This window comes from Ruegeria sp. SATB045, from assembly GCF_059613525.1.
This window is the reverse complement of the sequence record NZ_JBXWSR010000020.1, coordinates 365,765-379,468: the sequence shown is the minus strand read 5'-3', so window position 1 is coordinate 379,468 and position 13,704 is coordinate 365,765. Positions and strand designations below refer to the sequence as shown.

General features: G+C 59.8%; 19 protein-coding genes. 11 read left to right on the top strand and 8 right to left on the bottom strand.

Going from position 1 to position 13,704, the window contains the following annotated elements; translation table 11 throughout:
- Positions 1-53 precede the first annotated feature (53 nt).
- A complete protein-coding gene (locus AC2FNR_RS09420) occupies positions 54-401 on the top strand; it encodes a hypothetical protein (RefSeq protein ID WP_157707882.1) in 348 nt (115 codons plus the stop codon).
- Between the two features lie 115 nt (positions 402-516).
- Here the strand turns inward: AC2FNR_RS09420 and AC2FNR_RS09415 are convergent, their stop codons facing one another.
- From AC2FNR_RS09415 to AC2FNR_RS09385, 7 genes are all read right to left on the bottom strand, one after another.
- Positions 517-1,029 (bottom strand): hypothetical protein, encoded by a 513-nt coding sequence (locus tag AC2FNR_RS09415; protein ID WP_496848875.1) that lies wholly within the window; start codon positions 1,027-1,029, stop codon positions 517-519.
- Positions 1,030-1,366: 337 nt separating this feature from the next.
- Positions 1,367-2,173 carry a transglutaminase-like domain-containing protein gene (locus tag AC2FNR_RS09410; RefSeq protein ID WP_496849124.1) on the bottom strand — a complete coding sequence of 269 codons (807 nt, stop codon included), beginning with the start codon at positions 2,171-2,173 and terminating at the stop codon, positions 1,367-1,369.
- Positions 2,174-2,539: 366 nt separating this feature from the next.
- Positions 2,540-3,019 carry a hypothetical protein gene (locus tag AC2FNR_RS09405; protein WP_496848874.1) on the bottom strand — a complete coding sequence of 160 codons (480 nt, stop codon included), beginning with the start codon at positions 3,017-3,019 and terminating at the stop codon, positions 2,540-2,542.
- Positions 3,020-3,239: 220 nt separating this feature from the next.
- On the bottom strand, positions 3,240-4,328 hold the full coding sequence (hflC, locus tag AC2FNR_RS09400) for a protease modulator HflC (protein ID WP_496848873.1): 1,089 nt from the start codon (positions 4,326-4,328) through the stop codon (positions 3,240-3,242).
- Entirely contained in the window at positions 4,325-5,392 is a 1,068-nt protein-coding gene (gene hflK / locus AC2FNR_RS09395) for an FtsH protease activity modulator HflK (RefSeq protein WP_496848872.1), read from the bottom strand. Before hflK ends, hflC begins: the two co-directional genes overlap by 4 nt.
- A gap of 107 nt (positions 5,393-5,499) precedes the next feature.
- Complete coding sequence (locus AC2FNR_RS09390; RefSeq protein ID WP_496806034.1) at positions 5,500-5,844, bottom strand: hypothetical protein; 345 nt, start codon at positions 5,842-5,844, stop codon at positions 5,500-5,502.
- Complete coding sequence (locus AC2FNR_RS09385; RefSeq protein ID WP_496848871.1) at positions 5,841-6,149, bottom strand: hypothetical protein; 309 nt, start codon at positions 6,147-6,149, stop codon at positions 5,841-5,843. Before AC2FNR_RS09385 ends, AC2FNR_RS09390 begins: the two co-directional genes overlap by 4 nt.
- Before the next feature lie 280 nt (positions 6,150-6,429).
- Here AC2FNR_RS09385 and AC2FNR_RS09380 point away from each other — a divergent pair, with 280 nt between their 5' ends.
- The 3 genes from AC2FNR_RS09380 to AC2FNR_RS09370 all read left to right on the top strand — a co-directional run bounded on the left by AC2FNR_RS09380 (position 6,430) and on the right by AC2FNR_RS09370 (position 7,665).
- Complete coding sequence (locus AC2FNR_RS09380; RefSeq protein ID WP_496848870.1) at positions 6,430-6,855, top strand: hypothetical protein; 426 nt, start codon at positions 6,430-6,432, stop codon at positions 6,853-6,855.
- The gene (locus tag AC2FNR_RS09375) at positions 6,852-7,265 is read left to right on the top strand and encodes a hypothetical protein (RefSeq protein ID WP_496848869.1); all 414 of its coding nucleotides are present in this window, start codon (positions 6,852-6,854) and stop codon (positions 7,263-7,265) included. The genes AC2FNR_RS09380 and AC2FNR_RS09375 overlap by 4 nt, the downstream gene beginning before the upstream one ends.
- A 211-nt stretch (positions 7,266-7,476) precedes the next feature.
- Positions 7,477-7,665, top strand: a complete 189-nt coding sequence (locus AC2FNR_RS09370) for a hypothetical protein (RefSeq protein ID WP_496848868.1) — start codon at positions 7,477-7,479, stop codon at positions 7,663-7,665.
- Between the two features lie 56 nt (positions 7,666-7,721).
- Here AC2FNR_RS09370 and AC2FNR_RS09365 read toward each other — a convergent pair whose 3' ends face one another.
- Complete coding sequence (locus AC2FNR_RS09365) at positions 7,722-8,456, bottom strand: Crp/Fnr family transcriptional regulator (RefSeq protein WP_496848867.1); 735 nt, start codon at positions 8,454-8,456, stop codon at positions 7,722-7,724.
- A gap of 162 nt (positions 8,457-8,618) precedes the next feature.
- Here AC2FNR_RS09365 and AC2FNR_RS09360 point away from each other — a divergent pair, with 162 nt between their 5' ends.
- The 7 genes from AC2FNR_RS09360 to AC2FNR_RS09330 all read left to right on the top strand — a co-directional run bounded on the left by AC2FNR_RS09360 (position 8,619) and on the right by AC2FNR_RS09330 (position 13,704).
- The gene (locus tag AC2FNR_RS09360; protein WP_496806040.1) at positions 8,619-8,855 is read left to right on the top strand and encodes a hypothetical protein; all 237 of its coding nucleotides are present in this window, start codon (positions 8,619-8,621) and stop codon (positions 8,853-8,855) included.
- Positions 8,856-8,988: 133 nt separating this feature from the next.
- Positions 8,989-9,276, top strand: a complete 288-nt coding sequence (locus AC2FNR_RS09355) for a co-chaperone GroES (protein ID WP_496806041.1) — start codon at positions 8,989-8,991, stop codon at positions 9,274-9,276.
- A gap of 44 nt (positions 9,277-9,320) precedes the next feature.
- On the top strand, positions 9,321-10,958 hold the full coding sequence (gene groL, locus AC2FNR_RS09350) for a chaperonin GroEL (RefSeq protein ID WP_496848866.1): 1,638 nt from the start codon (positions 9,321-9,323) through the stop codon (positions 10,956-10,958).
- A 105-nt stretch (positions 10,959-11,063) separates the two neighbouring features.
- Complete coding sequence (locus AC2FNR_RS09345; protein WP_496848865.1) at positions 11,064-11,198, top strand: hypothetical protein; 135 nt, start codon at positions 11,064-11,066, stop codon at positions 11,196-11,198.
- A 271-nt stretch (positions 11,199-11,469) separates the two neighbouring features.
- Entirely contained in the window at positions 11,470-12,780 is a 1,311-nt protein-coding gene (nhaA, locus tag AC2FNR_RS09340; protein ID WP_496848864.1) for a Na+/H+ antiporter NhaA, read from the top strand.
- 395 nt (positions 12,781-13,175) lie between these two features.
- Positions 13,176-13,301: a hypothetical protein gene (locus AC2FNR_RS09335; RefSeq protein WP_268888901.1), complete on the top strand. Its 126-nt coding sequence runs from the start codon at positions 13,176-13,178 to the stop codon at positions 13,299-13,301.
- Between the two features lie 16 nt (positions 13,302-13,317).
- A complete protein-coding gene (locus AC2FNR_RS09330; RefSeq protein WP_496848863.1) occupies positions 13,318-13,704 on the top strand; it encodes a DUF302 domain-containing protein in 387 nt (128 codons plus the stop codon).

Below are 13,704 nucleotides of genomic sequence, written 5' to 3'. Positions count from 1 at the left end.
GATCGATCTACACCCTCGGGCAATAAGGCATCTGACAATGATGGAGTTAGATTATGACAGACGAAGACAAGCTTTGGGCACTTGAAGAGCGGTTTTGGACGGAAGGCGCTGACAATGCGCGGAAGATGACGACAAAGGGCGCCGTATTTGTTCTCCCTTATCCGCCGGGAATACTTCAAGGCGACACTGTGTGGCGCGAGAGCTTAGTCGCGCAGAGGTGGCGGTCCGTCGTATTTTCGGAGCGCTACTATAAACAAGAAAAGAATGTTACCGTTTTGGCCTACCGTGTCTCAGCAGAACGCGGGGACACACCGATCTACGAAGCCCTTTGCACTTCCACCTACCTGCGGGATGAAGGCAAATGGCTTCGAGTTTTGCACCAACAAAGCCCCATAGCATAACTGTTCCACGGCCGCTGTACAGGCTTGCTGTGCGACTGCGACGTTCCGAACGGTCAACGTCCGATTAGGGCACAGGACGAAGACTTGCTGCCGGTTGAGTACTTCCACGTGGTCTTCACTCTCCCATAGCCGACGTCCCTGTCGGTCGTGGAGGCATGCCCTCGTTTTCAGCAGCATGGATTGACGCCATGTCACGTGCACCTAGACGCGCCGGGTTCCGGTCCAGGACATCCCTGTCAGACTGGGGCGTACCGTGCCCCGAATAGAGATGCCGCATATGTGCTGCAGAGACCCCGTCGGCCTCCATCACGAGGCGCACCATCGGATCAGCCAGTATTTCCTCAAGGAAGAAGTCGGTCAACGCTGTGCCTGTCAGCTTGTCCCTGGCGCGTGCATGGTCCAGGTCGGCAAGGGAAACGGTCAGAGTTCGCGCAAGCCCCGGATGCGATATCCGGGGATGAAGTTTCACCAGGACGGAGGCTTTCCAGGCTGCGGGATCTCGCTGATCCGGAGGTGAAACCAATTCCGTTTCGATCTCGTACTCTCCCGCCGGGAGCGTCTCGTCAAAGCCTGGAACCCTGAACGGCCGGGAAAAAACCGCAACGGTCTTGCTCGTCAATTCTTCCATTAGTATGGTCCTTTGCCTTGTTACTGCGAGTGGTCCGCGCGCCCGTTAAGAATGGGGCGCGTGGCCGGTGCAAATCTCAAGATGTCTTGGATTTCGCTGGTGCTTCCGTGCCGAGGGCCTTGGACTCGTTCTTTTTGGCAGGGGTCTTCGCAGGCTTCGGCTTCATTGCGGCCACAGCCCTGGCAGTCAGGTCCTTGAAGGACATGTCATCGATCCTTTGATTGGCCGACGCCAACTCCCCGTCCATGACGGACCAGGATACCTGGCGCCAGCACTACCTATATGGGGATTGGCGACCCCATTTACGATGGTGCGTCAAAAAGGAAGCCAAGGTCGGTCAAGCCAATTCATCCGTCCAGACCTTGAATTCCGTCAAAGTGTTCTGACCGAAGGTCTGGGTCAGAGGGACATCGGCAGCATCGCGACCGCGCGCGATCAGAATTCTGGCAAACCGCGGCTTGTTATTCCGCGGGTCGAACATGTGCCATTCACCAGCGAGAAAAACCTCCATCCACGCCGCAAAGTCCCCGGACGGATGAGGCAAAGGCTCCCCGATGTCGCTCAGATATCCGGTGCAGTAGCGGGCCGGAATGTTCATGCAGCGACACAAAGCGATGGCAAGATGTGCAAAGTCGCGGCAGACACCCTGTCGCTCGGCCATTGACTGCGATGCGGTGCGCGTCGCTTTCGCCTGCATGTAGTCGAAGCGGACATGCCCATGCACGAAATCGCAGATCGCCTGGACGCGTGACCATCCGGGGTCCGTGGTCTCGAACAGGCGCCACGCCTCTTCCGACAGAAGGTCGGTATCGCAATACCGGCTGCCCTGCAGAAACAAGAGGGTCTCGAACGGCAGATCCTGAACCGCGTGCTGCCGCGCGCCGGGCATGGAGGGATCAGGCTGGCCCGTGTCGCGGAAGATGCCATCCGTCGACAGGCAGAAGTCGCCCTCCGGGGCCACCATCCGCGTACACCAGTTGCCGAAGCCGTCGCGGTAGCTTTCGAGCGGCACGCTCGGCGACGTCACGAGATAATCGGCGCGATCCAGATCGCCAAAACGCGAGTAGTGGACGTTCAGCAGCGCGATCAGCGGCGTCGGCTGAGGGAAGCTGTATCGCAGACGACACCCTATGCTGACGCGCATGCCGGACACACGGCCGCGCCTGGTCATGTCATGATTATCTTGCAAGAATGAGCGTTCCGAGGCATCGGGCCGGTGCATCCTGCGCAAGGACGGGGAAGGCCAGGGACACTATCACTCCAGCCACGATGGCCAGCCTCGAGATCAACCTTGCCAGCGGGTGTCTCATCGCCGCTTGCTCCTTGGCGGACCAGAGTCCGCCGGTTGCCGCGCGAGCCTTCGATAGCCCAAGCGTGAGCGTTCCGGTCAGCCGTCGCGTGGGCGCGGGCGGCGGCGGGGAGCCCCTGGAATTCGATCTGGATGGCATGCCTTCGTTCTCGGCCACCTGGATCGCGAAATCCTGCGGGACTGTCGGACGAGAGCTACCGGTCATCGGGGCGACAATCTGTGCAAGGCCGCAGCGGCAAGAGCATGTTCCTTCTGGTGGTAGTCGCCGCGGAACTTGCCATCGACCTGTACCTCCCAGATGCCGTTCCTTTCGCGCACCTGAACTCCACCGCGCTGCGGTGGCCGGTTCATGGAAGAATCCTGTGCTCCTCTGCCTTTCGGTGACACGGGTTTCTTGTCGGTCAATTTCGGCTCCTTCGCGATGGGCGCGCGCTCCTCTCCGAGAAGCATCACGGCGCGAATGAATTCTTCCGCGTAGTCGTCGGTTTCGCGGTGGTCGTGCTCGCGCTGGGTCAATCTCATCGGTTCCACGAACCGTTCTCTCAAATGATCGATGAACCGCGGCTCCGTACGGGCCATGTAGGCGATCAGAGCTTGCAGGATCCGTTCATGGGCCAGTACACGACGTTCAAGATCGGTTGTCTCTGCTGCCGTCCTGGTAAGATGTTTCACTGATGTCATAGCGTATTGTCCTCCTCGCTGCGTGGTGTGACGCTGGATGTCGTGTGTTCGAGCGAGGCAGGCAGTCCTTCGCCTCGTCGCGATCCAACTCTTGCCATACACCTACCAGCCAAGCGCAAATCGTGTGCTGACGCAGATTAGGGGCACGGAAATTAAGTGGGTGTGTCTCGCTTGGAAGCGGAAAAAAAGCCTGGGCAATCCACGTGCCATGACCAAGAAACTATTGCCCCAGCTCGACATCTGTGCGTGTCACGATTGGCGTCGAGGGGTCTTGCGCTGGTCGGGCCCTGCCGGTTGATGCCACGCCACCGTCGTCCGGGACGCTGCCCGGATCGCGGATTGGGTCTGCCTCGCCCTGCATGCCGCGCAGGAACTGGAACAGATCGCTGTCCGTCGTCAGGACAAGCGTCGTGTCGTCGGAGATCATGTCGCCGTAGGCCTGCATGGTTCGGGTGAAATCGTAGAATTCGACCGAAACGGCATCGACATTGTAGGCGCCCGCATAGATTGCTGCTGCTGCGGCATCGGCGGCACCGCGGATTTCCTCGACGGCGCGATAGGCTTCGGACTGGATCTTGTACAGATCCCGCACCCTGTTGCCTTGAATACGGGCCGCTTCACCGTTGCCTTCGGACAGGAATCTTTCGGCGATCTGCCGGCGCTCCGAGATCATGCGGTCATAGATCTTGGGTCGCACGCTCTCATTGTAGTTTATGCGCTTGAAACGAATGTCGAGAAGCTCAATCCCGAAGACGCGCACCTTCTCCGCCGCCGCCTCGAAGATCTGCTGCTCGACCAGCGCCCGCCCCTTCGTGATGGGAACCAGTGCGCCAATGTCCTGCGCAAGCTCCTGATCAGTCAGAAGCGTGTCCCGAAGCGGCGTCCGGCCCCTGGTCGTGCGCACAATCTCGATGAGTTCGTGCTTGGCGACGGCATTCCGCGTCTCGCTACCGAGGATATCATCGAGGCGCGACTGGGCGCTGCGCTCGTCGCGCAGGCGCAGAAAGTACTGCAGAGGATCGGTGATCTTCCAGCGCGCGAAGAGATCGACCGAGATATAGAGCTTGTCTTTGGTGGGCATGTCCGATGGCGAGCCGTCCCACTCCAGAACCCGGCTGTCGATCCGGTTAACCTCCTGAACGAAGGGGAGTTTTATCTTGAGACCGGCCTCGGTGATCGGCGCGCCGACCGGTTTGCCGAACTGGGTGATGATGGCTTGCTCCACCTCCCCGACCGTGTAGATCGCGGATGACGCAGCGACGACCCCGGCAACCGCGATCCCCGAGGCGATAAGCGAAAGGGTCTTCATGGTTGCTCTCCTGTCTGTCGATCCAGGTTCAAAAGCGGCAGGATGCTTGCCGTGGACCCGTCGACAATGATCTTGGAGCCAATTCCCGGCAGAACATCCTGCAGGGTTTCGATGTAGATCCGGCGCCGGGTAACTTCGGGCGCCAGACGGTATTCCGTCAGGAGCGCCGTGAAGCGTGCCGCATCGCCCTCGGCTTCATTGATCCTCCTCAAGCGATAGCCATCGGCTTCGCGGATCCGCTGGTCCTTTTCGCCTTCGGCTAGAGGTATGACGCGGTTGTATTCGCGGCGGGCCTCGTTGATGATCCGCTCCTTCTCTTGTTGTGCCTGGTTGACCTCGTTGAACGAGGCTTGAACCGGCTGGGGCGGATTGATGTTCTTCAGCTGTACCTGATCGATGCTGATGCCCATCGCGTATTTGGTCGCGAGCGCCTGCATCTTCATCAGGGCTTCGCTTTCGATTTCCTGGCGCCCGACGGTGATCACCTCGTCGACTGTGCGGTCTCCCACAACTTCGCGCATGACGGACTCCGAGACGTAACGCAGGGTCGCGCTCGGCTCACGCACCTCGAACAGAAATTTCCGAGGTTCGGAAATCCGGTACTGCACCACCCACTCCACGAGCGCGGCGTTGAGATCGCCAGTCACCATCTCGGTCTCGCGGCGACCGTCCGTCGGGCTCTGATAGGGATCGGAGGCACCCGGAGTCGTGAACCCGAACTCTTGTTTCAACTGGCGCTTGACCGGGACCAACGTGGTCACGTCGATCCCGAACGGGATCTTGAAGTGCAGCCCTGGAGGGACCTCGGCCGCGTACTTCCCGAACCGTTGGACAATCGCAACGGAGTCGCTCGGCACCGTGTAATATGAGGACCACGCCCCAAATGCCGCAAGCGCAATGGCGGCCCCGATTGCAAGACGCTTCACCGGTGGCAGACCGTCCGGCAGGATGCCGTGCAGCCGATCCCGACCCCGCCTGAGAATTGCGTCAACCTCAGGGGGAACGCGGGTCTGCTTGTTTTTCCAAGGTCCGCGATCTTCCGGTCTATAGTTATCAGAAGGCATCGTAATCTCCTATCTCGGTTTTGGCACTCGGGGCGATGCCTGGCTCGCGCGATTGACGGTGCGACCTGTTTTGCGCCGTCACATCGTCGGCTCTGAACAGCATGCCCTCAGAGGTCCAGTTCCTTCAGGCAGGCTTGCGCAATGTCTCGGTCTGGGGCATCGGATCCTGGCATCGTCGCCCAGCCGGCTGTCATGAGAGCGTCGCGCCTCTGGTAGGTTGAGGCTGCCCGGATCGTTGCAAGCTTGTCCGCCCGAGCCGGGTCTGACCGCGCCATGTCGAGGCAGACCGGTACCATGGAGGCAACGACATCGTCTCGGGACATCGCCATCGCCCTGTCATTCGCTGTTCCGCCGGTCACCCAGCCACCCCACGTGAATCCGACGACACCGACAAAGACAGCACCGATCACGGCACCATAGATGCCGGGTTTGAGCCATTCGGGAGTATTCATGTTCTATCCTCCTGCGGGGAAAGCGCCGCTTCGCTGTGATTGTTCGTTTCGGTTTTGGCCGCATCCCGGCCCAGCGCCTCTTTCAGGTCGCTGTCGGAAATCGCCCGTAACTCTGTACGTCCCGCATGACCGCCCCTTCCGCGCACCGTCAGGTAGGTCGCCGTCCGTCTATAGGCCTCGAAGCTCAGCTCCTGGAGAAGCTCCTCTTCGACGAGAACATCATAGTCTCCCGAAGGCAGATCGCCCGGGTATCCCGGCAAGGTGAACGGGTTTGAAAACGTCACCGTCGATCTGGTCGACCGCATGTTCATCTCTGGTCTCCGCGATGTTGGCAGATCCGTCGCTCACCACTGTTGACGGCCCCTTGGAATGCGGGACGGACCAGTCGAACGATTGAGTGTCTTGTACCTCGGGATCGTCCGACTGGTGCTGACGCATGTTAGTCCCGGGCACCGAACCGGCTGCGACCCCGTCCATTGGGCAGTCGCCCACACTGATCTGAGTAAGGGCGGCGAGACCGACCCGCGCGTATTCTTTGGGAAACAGGAGCGATCTGCGTTCCTGCAACCCTTGAAAGGATTGGCGATGGCCGACAACAATGTTCTCAACCCGCACCCGCCCGAGTTTGATCGGTTTCTCCATGCTACCGTCGGGGAGGACCGGAACGGCTATGCCGTGACTGTGCTCTCCACGCTCGCGCGGCTCGGTCTCGATCCATGGAACGAAACCGCTGAACTGGTCACGCTAGGACACGACGGCGCGCGCGCGCGGTTGGGAACGCTGCTTGCCCGGTTTCAGGATGTTCCCACGCTCGCAAGCGATCATGGCAGGGTCGCACGAGACTTGAGCCAGCTGCTTCCCGAAGGCCGGGCGTCAGGTAGCCTGAAGCGAGCTACCTCGACGGTGACCGGCGACCGCCCGGGGACAAGCGGAGCGATCTGGGCGGTGCTCGCGATTATCGTCCTTCTATTTCAGATGTTCATGGTTGGCGGGTCGGGGTCAGGCGAATGACCGTATCAACCGCGACCGCGAGGAGACCGGCCCATGCGGCACACAAGTCCGGTACGCTTTCTCCACACGAACAGGGCATACTCTGGGACATGGAGGAACAGTTCTGGACCAGCGGTGATGATAGTGCGCGGGCGACGACAGCGACCAACGCAGTCATGGTCTTCCCCTATCCACCCGGCATCCTTCAGGGTGACCAGATCTGGCCCCATCTTCGCGAAAGGACCGGCTGGCATTCCGTTGTCATGGCCGAACGGCGCGTCATGCGGTGTCGTGATATCGCCATTCTCACCTATCGCGTCTCGGCGGAAAAACCCGATGTGCCGATCTACAAGGCCCTCTGTGCCTCAACCTACCTCAACGATGACGACAGATGGCTGAGGATTTCCCACCAGCAAACTGCTTTGGATTGAGACGCGCATGGGCAACCGACCTGCCGCAGGCGTCGAGGCTAACATGCGTCAGTGCGGCGGGGTGCCGACTCCGTTTACGTTAGATGTGCCGCCGAACATTCGGTGGTGCATTTTTCCGAGTACCCCAGAAGCGTGTGGGCGTGTCGATTTCCAAAGCACGGCATGTCGACACGCTTCTTATTCTCGGAACGTCCAGGAAAGGACAATTCCAATGACTCCCGAACAGAACAAGACTGCCGAGAAGATGACCTCCGTAAAAGCCGCGTGGGACAAGGCGCCCGCTGGTCCGAACAAGGACGCGGCGCTCAAGCACTACGAGGCAGCCGAGAAGGCGAACACGGCGAAGAACGACGCCGAGACCAACAAGGAACTTGATGCGGCGAGCGAGAAGCTTTCGTGACATCCGACAACTGATGCAAACCTTGGCCGCCCCTCGCTTTGCGAAGGGCGGCCTTCTCATTTCAGGAGCGGGCCGCTCTGATCCAGATACGCCGGATCGAACTCGGCAAGGTCCACCAGCCCGGCATAGTCGTGAAACGTCACGCGGCCGTCCCGAAAGGTCACCAGTCCGTTCTCGCGAAGCTGCCGCAGGACGCGGTTCACGTGAATCGCACTAAGCCCCAAGGCATCTGCCAGGTGATACTGCGTCAGCGGGCAATCATACCCATCCTCAGTCCCCATTCCTACCAGCGCAAGCCGCGATCCCAGTTCCAGCAGGAAGTGCGCCATGCGGGCGTCAGCATCGCGTCTGCCGATCCCGACGAGATGTTCCACCACCATCGCCTCATCCCTTGACGCCGCCCAGAGTATGGCGGTCGCCAAGCGAGGGGTCTGCGCGAACGCATTAAGAAGGTCGCTCTTCAACACTTCAGCGGCCTCAATTTCCACGATAGGTTCGAAGCTGTGATCCGAGGTGCGCAACAGCAAGCTGCGCAAGCCGAGGAAATCTCCGGGCACCTGAAAATCGACAATCTGGCGTGTCCCGCCAGGCTGGAGCTTGTAGGAACAGACCCAACCTGCGGATAGAATATAGGCGGCCTGAGTCGACTGGCCCTGATGCACCATATCACGCCCCGCAACGAAGGAGCGGCGACGTTGGTGCAGGCGCTCGAGCACATCCAATTCCGCCTTTGACAAAGCGACAAAGGCCGAGAGCTTGCGGGTCAGGGGGCTGTGTTCAACTGATGTCATGTGGCCTCCCGGCGTGTCGTGACCCAAGACGTGACCCAAGAGCAGAAATCGGCTCGGACACTGCTCTGGATCAGTCCAGCATAGAGCAATTCCTGCGAGAAGTATCGATGTATTTGAACCTCACATTCCCGAGGGTTCACGATATCAAGGAAGGAAACCCGGATGTCCACCGCGAGCGAACATGCAGGTCGGGCCGCCCTGTCAATCTGCGAAGCGCTCCTGCTTGCCATGAACGATCTCGGGTTGCTGCCGGAGCACGAGATTGTGGCGGTTCTTCGCGACGCCGCGGCGACCCATGAGAATGCCGTTGGCACTGAACTCGAAATAGAAAGCCACCGGGCCGTCGCCGAATTGATCAACGCGATCATCGCTGGCGGAAACTCGGTTCGACGCTCGTGATGCAATACCGCGGCGGTCTTGATCCGCAATCTCGAAGAATAGCCCCATCAGGTTGTCGCCGCCTTGCACGCATCCAAGCCGGGCATTCGAACAAGGTACTTACGCCCGACAATCCTCGACAAGGAGCACGTCGATGTCATTCACTCCCCTCCACGACCGGGTCCTCGTTCGCCGCATTGAAGGCGACGAGACGACCAAGGGCGGCCTCATCATTCCCGATACTGCCAAGGAGAAGCCTCAAGAAGGCGAAGTTGTCTCCGTTGGTGCGGGGGGAAGGCGCGAGGACGGCGAGCGTAACCCGATGGACGTCAAAGCCGGCGACCGGATCCTCTTTGGAAAATGGTCCGGCTCCGAGATCAAACTCGATGGCGAAGACCTTCTGATCATGAAGGAGAGCGACATTCTCGGCGTGATCGCCTGAGTCCGAAACCTTCCACGTCAACCTCAATCTCAGGAACTCACACCATGTCCGCCAAGGAAGTTCGATTCAGTAACGACGCCCGCGACCGAATGCTGAAAGGCATCAACACGCTGGCAAATGCCGTCAAGATCACCCTCGGCCCCAAGGGCCGAAACGTCATTCTCGATAAATCCTGGGGTGCGCCGCGCATCACCAAGGACGGTGTGACCGTCGCCAAGGAGATCGAGCTGTCGGACCATTTCGAGAATATGGGTGCCCAGATGGTCAAGGAGGTCGCGCAGCGCACGAACGACGAGGCTGGCGACGGAACCACCACCGCAACCGTACTCGCCTATGCGATTGTCCTTGAGGGCATGAAATCGGTTGCGGCCGGCATGAACCCGATGGATCTCAAGCGCGGGATCGACAAAGCCGTCGCTGCGGTCGTGGCCGAGATCAAGACCATGTCCCGACCGGTGGGCGACAGCGACGAGATCGCCAAGGTCGGGGCCATCTCGGCCAACGGGGAAGCCGAGATCGGTCGGCAGATCGCCGACGCGATGGCCAAGGTCGGCAAGGAAGGCGTGATCACCGTCGAGGAAAACAAAGGGTTGGAGACCGAGACCGAAGTGGTCGAAGGCATGCAGTTCGACCGCGGCTATCTGAGCCCCTATTTCATCACGAATGCTCAGAAAATGATCGTCGAGCTGGATGATTGCGTCGTCTTGCTTCACGAGAAGAAGCTGACCTCTCTTGCGTCCATGGTGCCGCTGCTGGAGGCGGTCATCCAAGCCGACAAGCAGCTTCTGATCGTCGCCGAGGACATCGAGGGCGAGGCATTGGCCACCCTGGTCGTCAACAAGCTCCGTGGCGGCCTGAAAGTTGCGGCCGTCAAGGCGCCGGGCTTCGGGGATCGCCGAAAGGCGATGCTTGAGGATCTGGCAGTCCTGACCGGTGGACAACTCATTTCGGCCGAACTCGGGACGAAGCTGGAAACCGTCACGCTGGACATGCTCGGTGCCGCCCAGAAAATCGTTCTCACCAAGGATCACACCACGGTCATCGATGGTGCGGGCGACAAGGCCGGGATCGCTTCTCGTGTCACTCAGATCCGCAGCCAGATCGAGGACACCACCTCCGACTACGACAAGGAAAAGCTGCAGGAACGTCTGGCCAAACTGTCGGGAGGCGTTGCCGTCATCCGGGTCGGCGGGGCAACCGAGATCGAGGTGAAGGAGCGCAAGGACAGGGTCGACGATGCGCTGAACGCCACCCGCGCTGCGGTTCAGGAAGGTGTCGTGCCCGGCGGCGGCGTGGCCCTGGTTCATGCCGGCAAGGTGCTGGCGACGCTGAAGGGCGAGAACGGCGATCAGAATGCCGGCATCAAGATCGTCCGGCGCGCGATCCAGGCACCATTGCGCCAGATTGCCGGAAATGCCGGGGTCGACGGATCGGTCGTCGTTGGCAAGGTCATCGAGAACGACAGCCGGAGCTTCGGTTTCGATGCGCAAGCCGAAGAATACGGCGACATGCTGAAGGCTGGTGTTATCGATCCGACGAAAGTCGTCCGGATCGCACTGGAAAACGCCGCGTCTATTGCCGGGCTATTGATCACGACCGAAGCGATGGTCGCGCAAAAGCCCAAAGAGGGCGGCGCCGGTAACGAAATGGCCGATATGGGTGGAATGGGCGGAATGATGTGAATGGGCGGGGCCTGTGCGCAGGAGCCTCGGGACGAGAAATCACATTCCCGATGGACATGAACGCCGATCTAGTCGGCACAATATTTCACAATAGGAGAAACGGAAATGACCAAAGGTAACAAGAAACGTGGCAACCGCGAAGCAAAGAAACCTAAGAAGGTGAAGGAAAAGGTCGTTGCAACAGCCGACTTCACGAAGGGCAAAACCTTGACCAATCTAGGCGAGCACAAGAAGAAATAGGTAGAGGGCCAAGTGATTGGCTATCACTGAATACGGAGCCTGATGGCGGCAGGAGACGACGCGAATAACACTTTGGCAGAGCTTCCGCTGCGCAAGGCTGCACCTATGAGACGAGAAGCACCGGAGATTTCTTTTTTTTCGCGGAGGCCCGGACGCTTGCCGCCTGAGCCGTCCGGTACGCGGCTGAGGCGCCGACAACTGCTTCTCGTGGTCAACGCATCCGCGTTGCGATGGCATAGGTTCTCACTACCCGAAAAGGTATGCTTCTCCCGTGATCGATACTCATCAAGGCCTGCCCCATGAGGCCGCCGACAGCATAACGAAACCCTTCGCACGCTTCCTGAAGATCGAAGCGGCAGCTGGTAGCCTCCTGCTCCTGGCTGTTCTGCTGGCTTTGGGGCTCGCCAACTCGCCGTGGCAAGAAGGCTTTCTTCGTTTCTGGGAGACCCCCATCGGCCTCACAATTGGCTCGGTGGATTTCACCCGCTCTCTGCGGCACTGGATCAACGACGGTCTGATGACCCTTTTCTTCTTCGTGCTTTCTCTGGAACTCAAGCGCGAGTTGGTGCTGGGCGAATTGCGAAACCCTCGACAGGCAGCCCTGCCGTTCGCAGGCGCCCTGGGTGGCATGGTCGTGCCAGTCTCTCTGTATCTTGTGCTGATGTCCGGCCAGCCCGGCATACATGGCTGGGGAACCGTGATGGCAACCGATACGGCCTTCGTGATCGGGTGCCTGGCGCTCTTCAGAAGCCGGATCCCCTCCACCTTGCGATTGTTCCTGCTGTCTCTGGCCATCTTTGACGACGTCGGTGCAATCCTTGTGGTCGCCTTCGGTTACGGTGAGGCGTTGAACTGGTCGGCTCTCGGATTGGGCTTTCTGGGGATTGGTATCGTCGCAGGCGCGTCGCGCCTCGGGATCAGAAGCGTACCGGTCTATTTCCTTCTGGGAGCGGCAGTCTGGTTATGCTTCGACGCTTCCGGCGTCCACGCGACTATTGCAGGCGTCATTCTGGGCCTGATGACGCCAACGCGCATATGGGTGAGCGATGCCCGCCTGCGTGAGATCCTTGGGCCAGTACTCGCCGTTCCGACCGGCGAACGTCGACAAGGAGATGCCGCAAGCCACCACGACCTGCGTCAAGCCGGCAGAGCGGTCACTGAGTCGCTCTCCCCAGTCGAACGGCTCGAGATGATGCTGCACCCCTGGGTCGGCTTTGCAATCATGCCGATCTTCGCACTGGCAAATGCCGGCATCACGATTCAGGGTGTCGATTTCGTACAACAGGTCTCGCTGGCGATCATTGTCGGCCTCGTGTTGGGAAAACCGATCGGCGTCCTCGGGTTCAGCTGGTTTGCCGTACGATCCGGCCTGGCGCTACTCGCGCCGGGCTTGTCGTGGCCCTTCATTCTGGCCGGCTCTTTTCTGACGGGGATCGGCTTCACGATGTCGTTGTTCATCGCAGGCCTCGCATTCGACAGTTCTGCCCTCAATGCGGCAAAGTTGGGTATTCTCGGCGGATCGGCGCTCTCGGCGATACTCGGCATCTCGCTGCTGATTTGGCACACATTGCGAATGAGGTGACGAAAACACACAGCCGATGCGCTGCGCGACCTCGTTCATGTACCGTTATTGTCCATCGTCGATGTCGACGCCGATCAGTTCTGAGATGCTTTACTGCCCATTGTTGCTGCAACAGCCGACGACGCAGCGCAACGTGCAGCAACTGCCCGTAGGGAAGGGAACACGAATTGGAACGACACGGGAACCGGTATGGGCCTTGGCTGGCTCCGCAGCCTGCTGATCCTCGTATTGGTGGTCTTGGCCATAGAGGCACCGATCAAACATCTTCGACAATTGGCGGAAGCCGGAAAGGGCGCCCCGCCGCCCAGACACCGATCCTATGCTATACTGCGCATGCAGTAGTGAGGGCTGTTTATTGGGCGACCCTTAGGGGTGCAACCTAGGAGGACGAGAATATGAATTGGAACGACATGGGCTTCGGAATGGGTTTCGGGATGGGGTTTGGCTGGCTGTTCGGCCTGTTGATCCTTGTGCTGGTTGTTTTGGCCATAGCGGCACTGATCAAATATCTTCGGAAATAGGAAAAAGGACTTCGCAATGAGCTACACGATCAATCGCGTGATCTCCGGCGCAGGTATCGACGATATTGACTCTCGTGCGCGCACGGCGCTGGCGGATCAGGGTTTCGGCGTGCTGATCGAGATCGAAGTCAAGGCGACGATGAAGAAGAAGCTGGATGTCGAGATGCCTGCCTATCGCATCCTCGGCGCCTGCAATCCGAAGATGGCGCATCACGCCATCGGGATCGAGCCGCGTGTGGGTGCGATGCTGCCGTGCAACGTCATCCTGCGCGAGGCCGAAGATGGCGTCGAGGTCAGCGCCATCGAACCGGTGGCGTCGATGCAGGCGATCGAGAACCGCGAACTTACGGCTGTTGCGGGCCAGGTCCGAGACCTTCTCGCGAAGGCCGTTGCCTCGATCTGA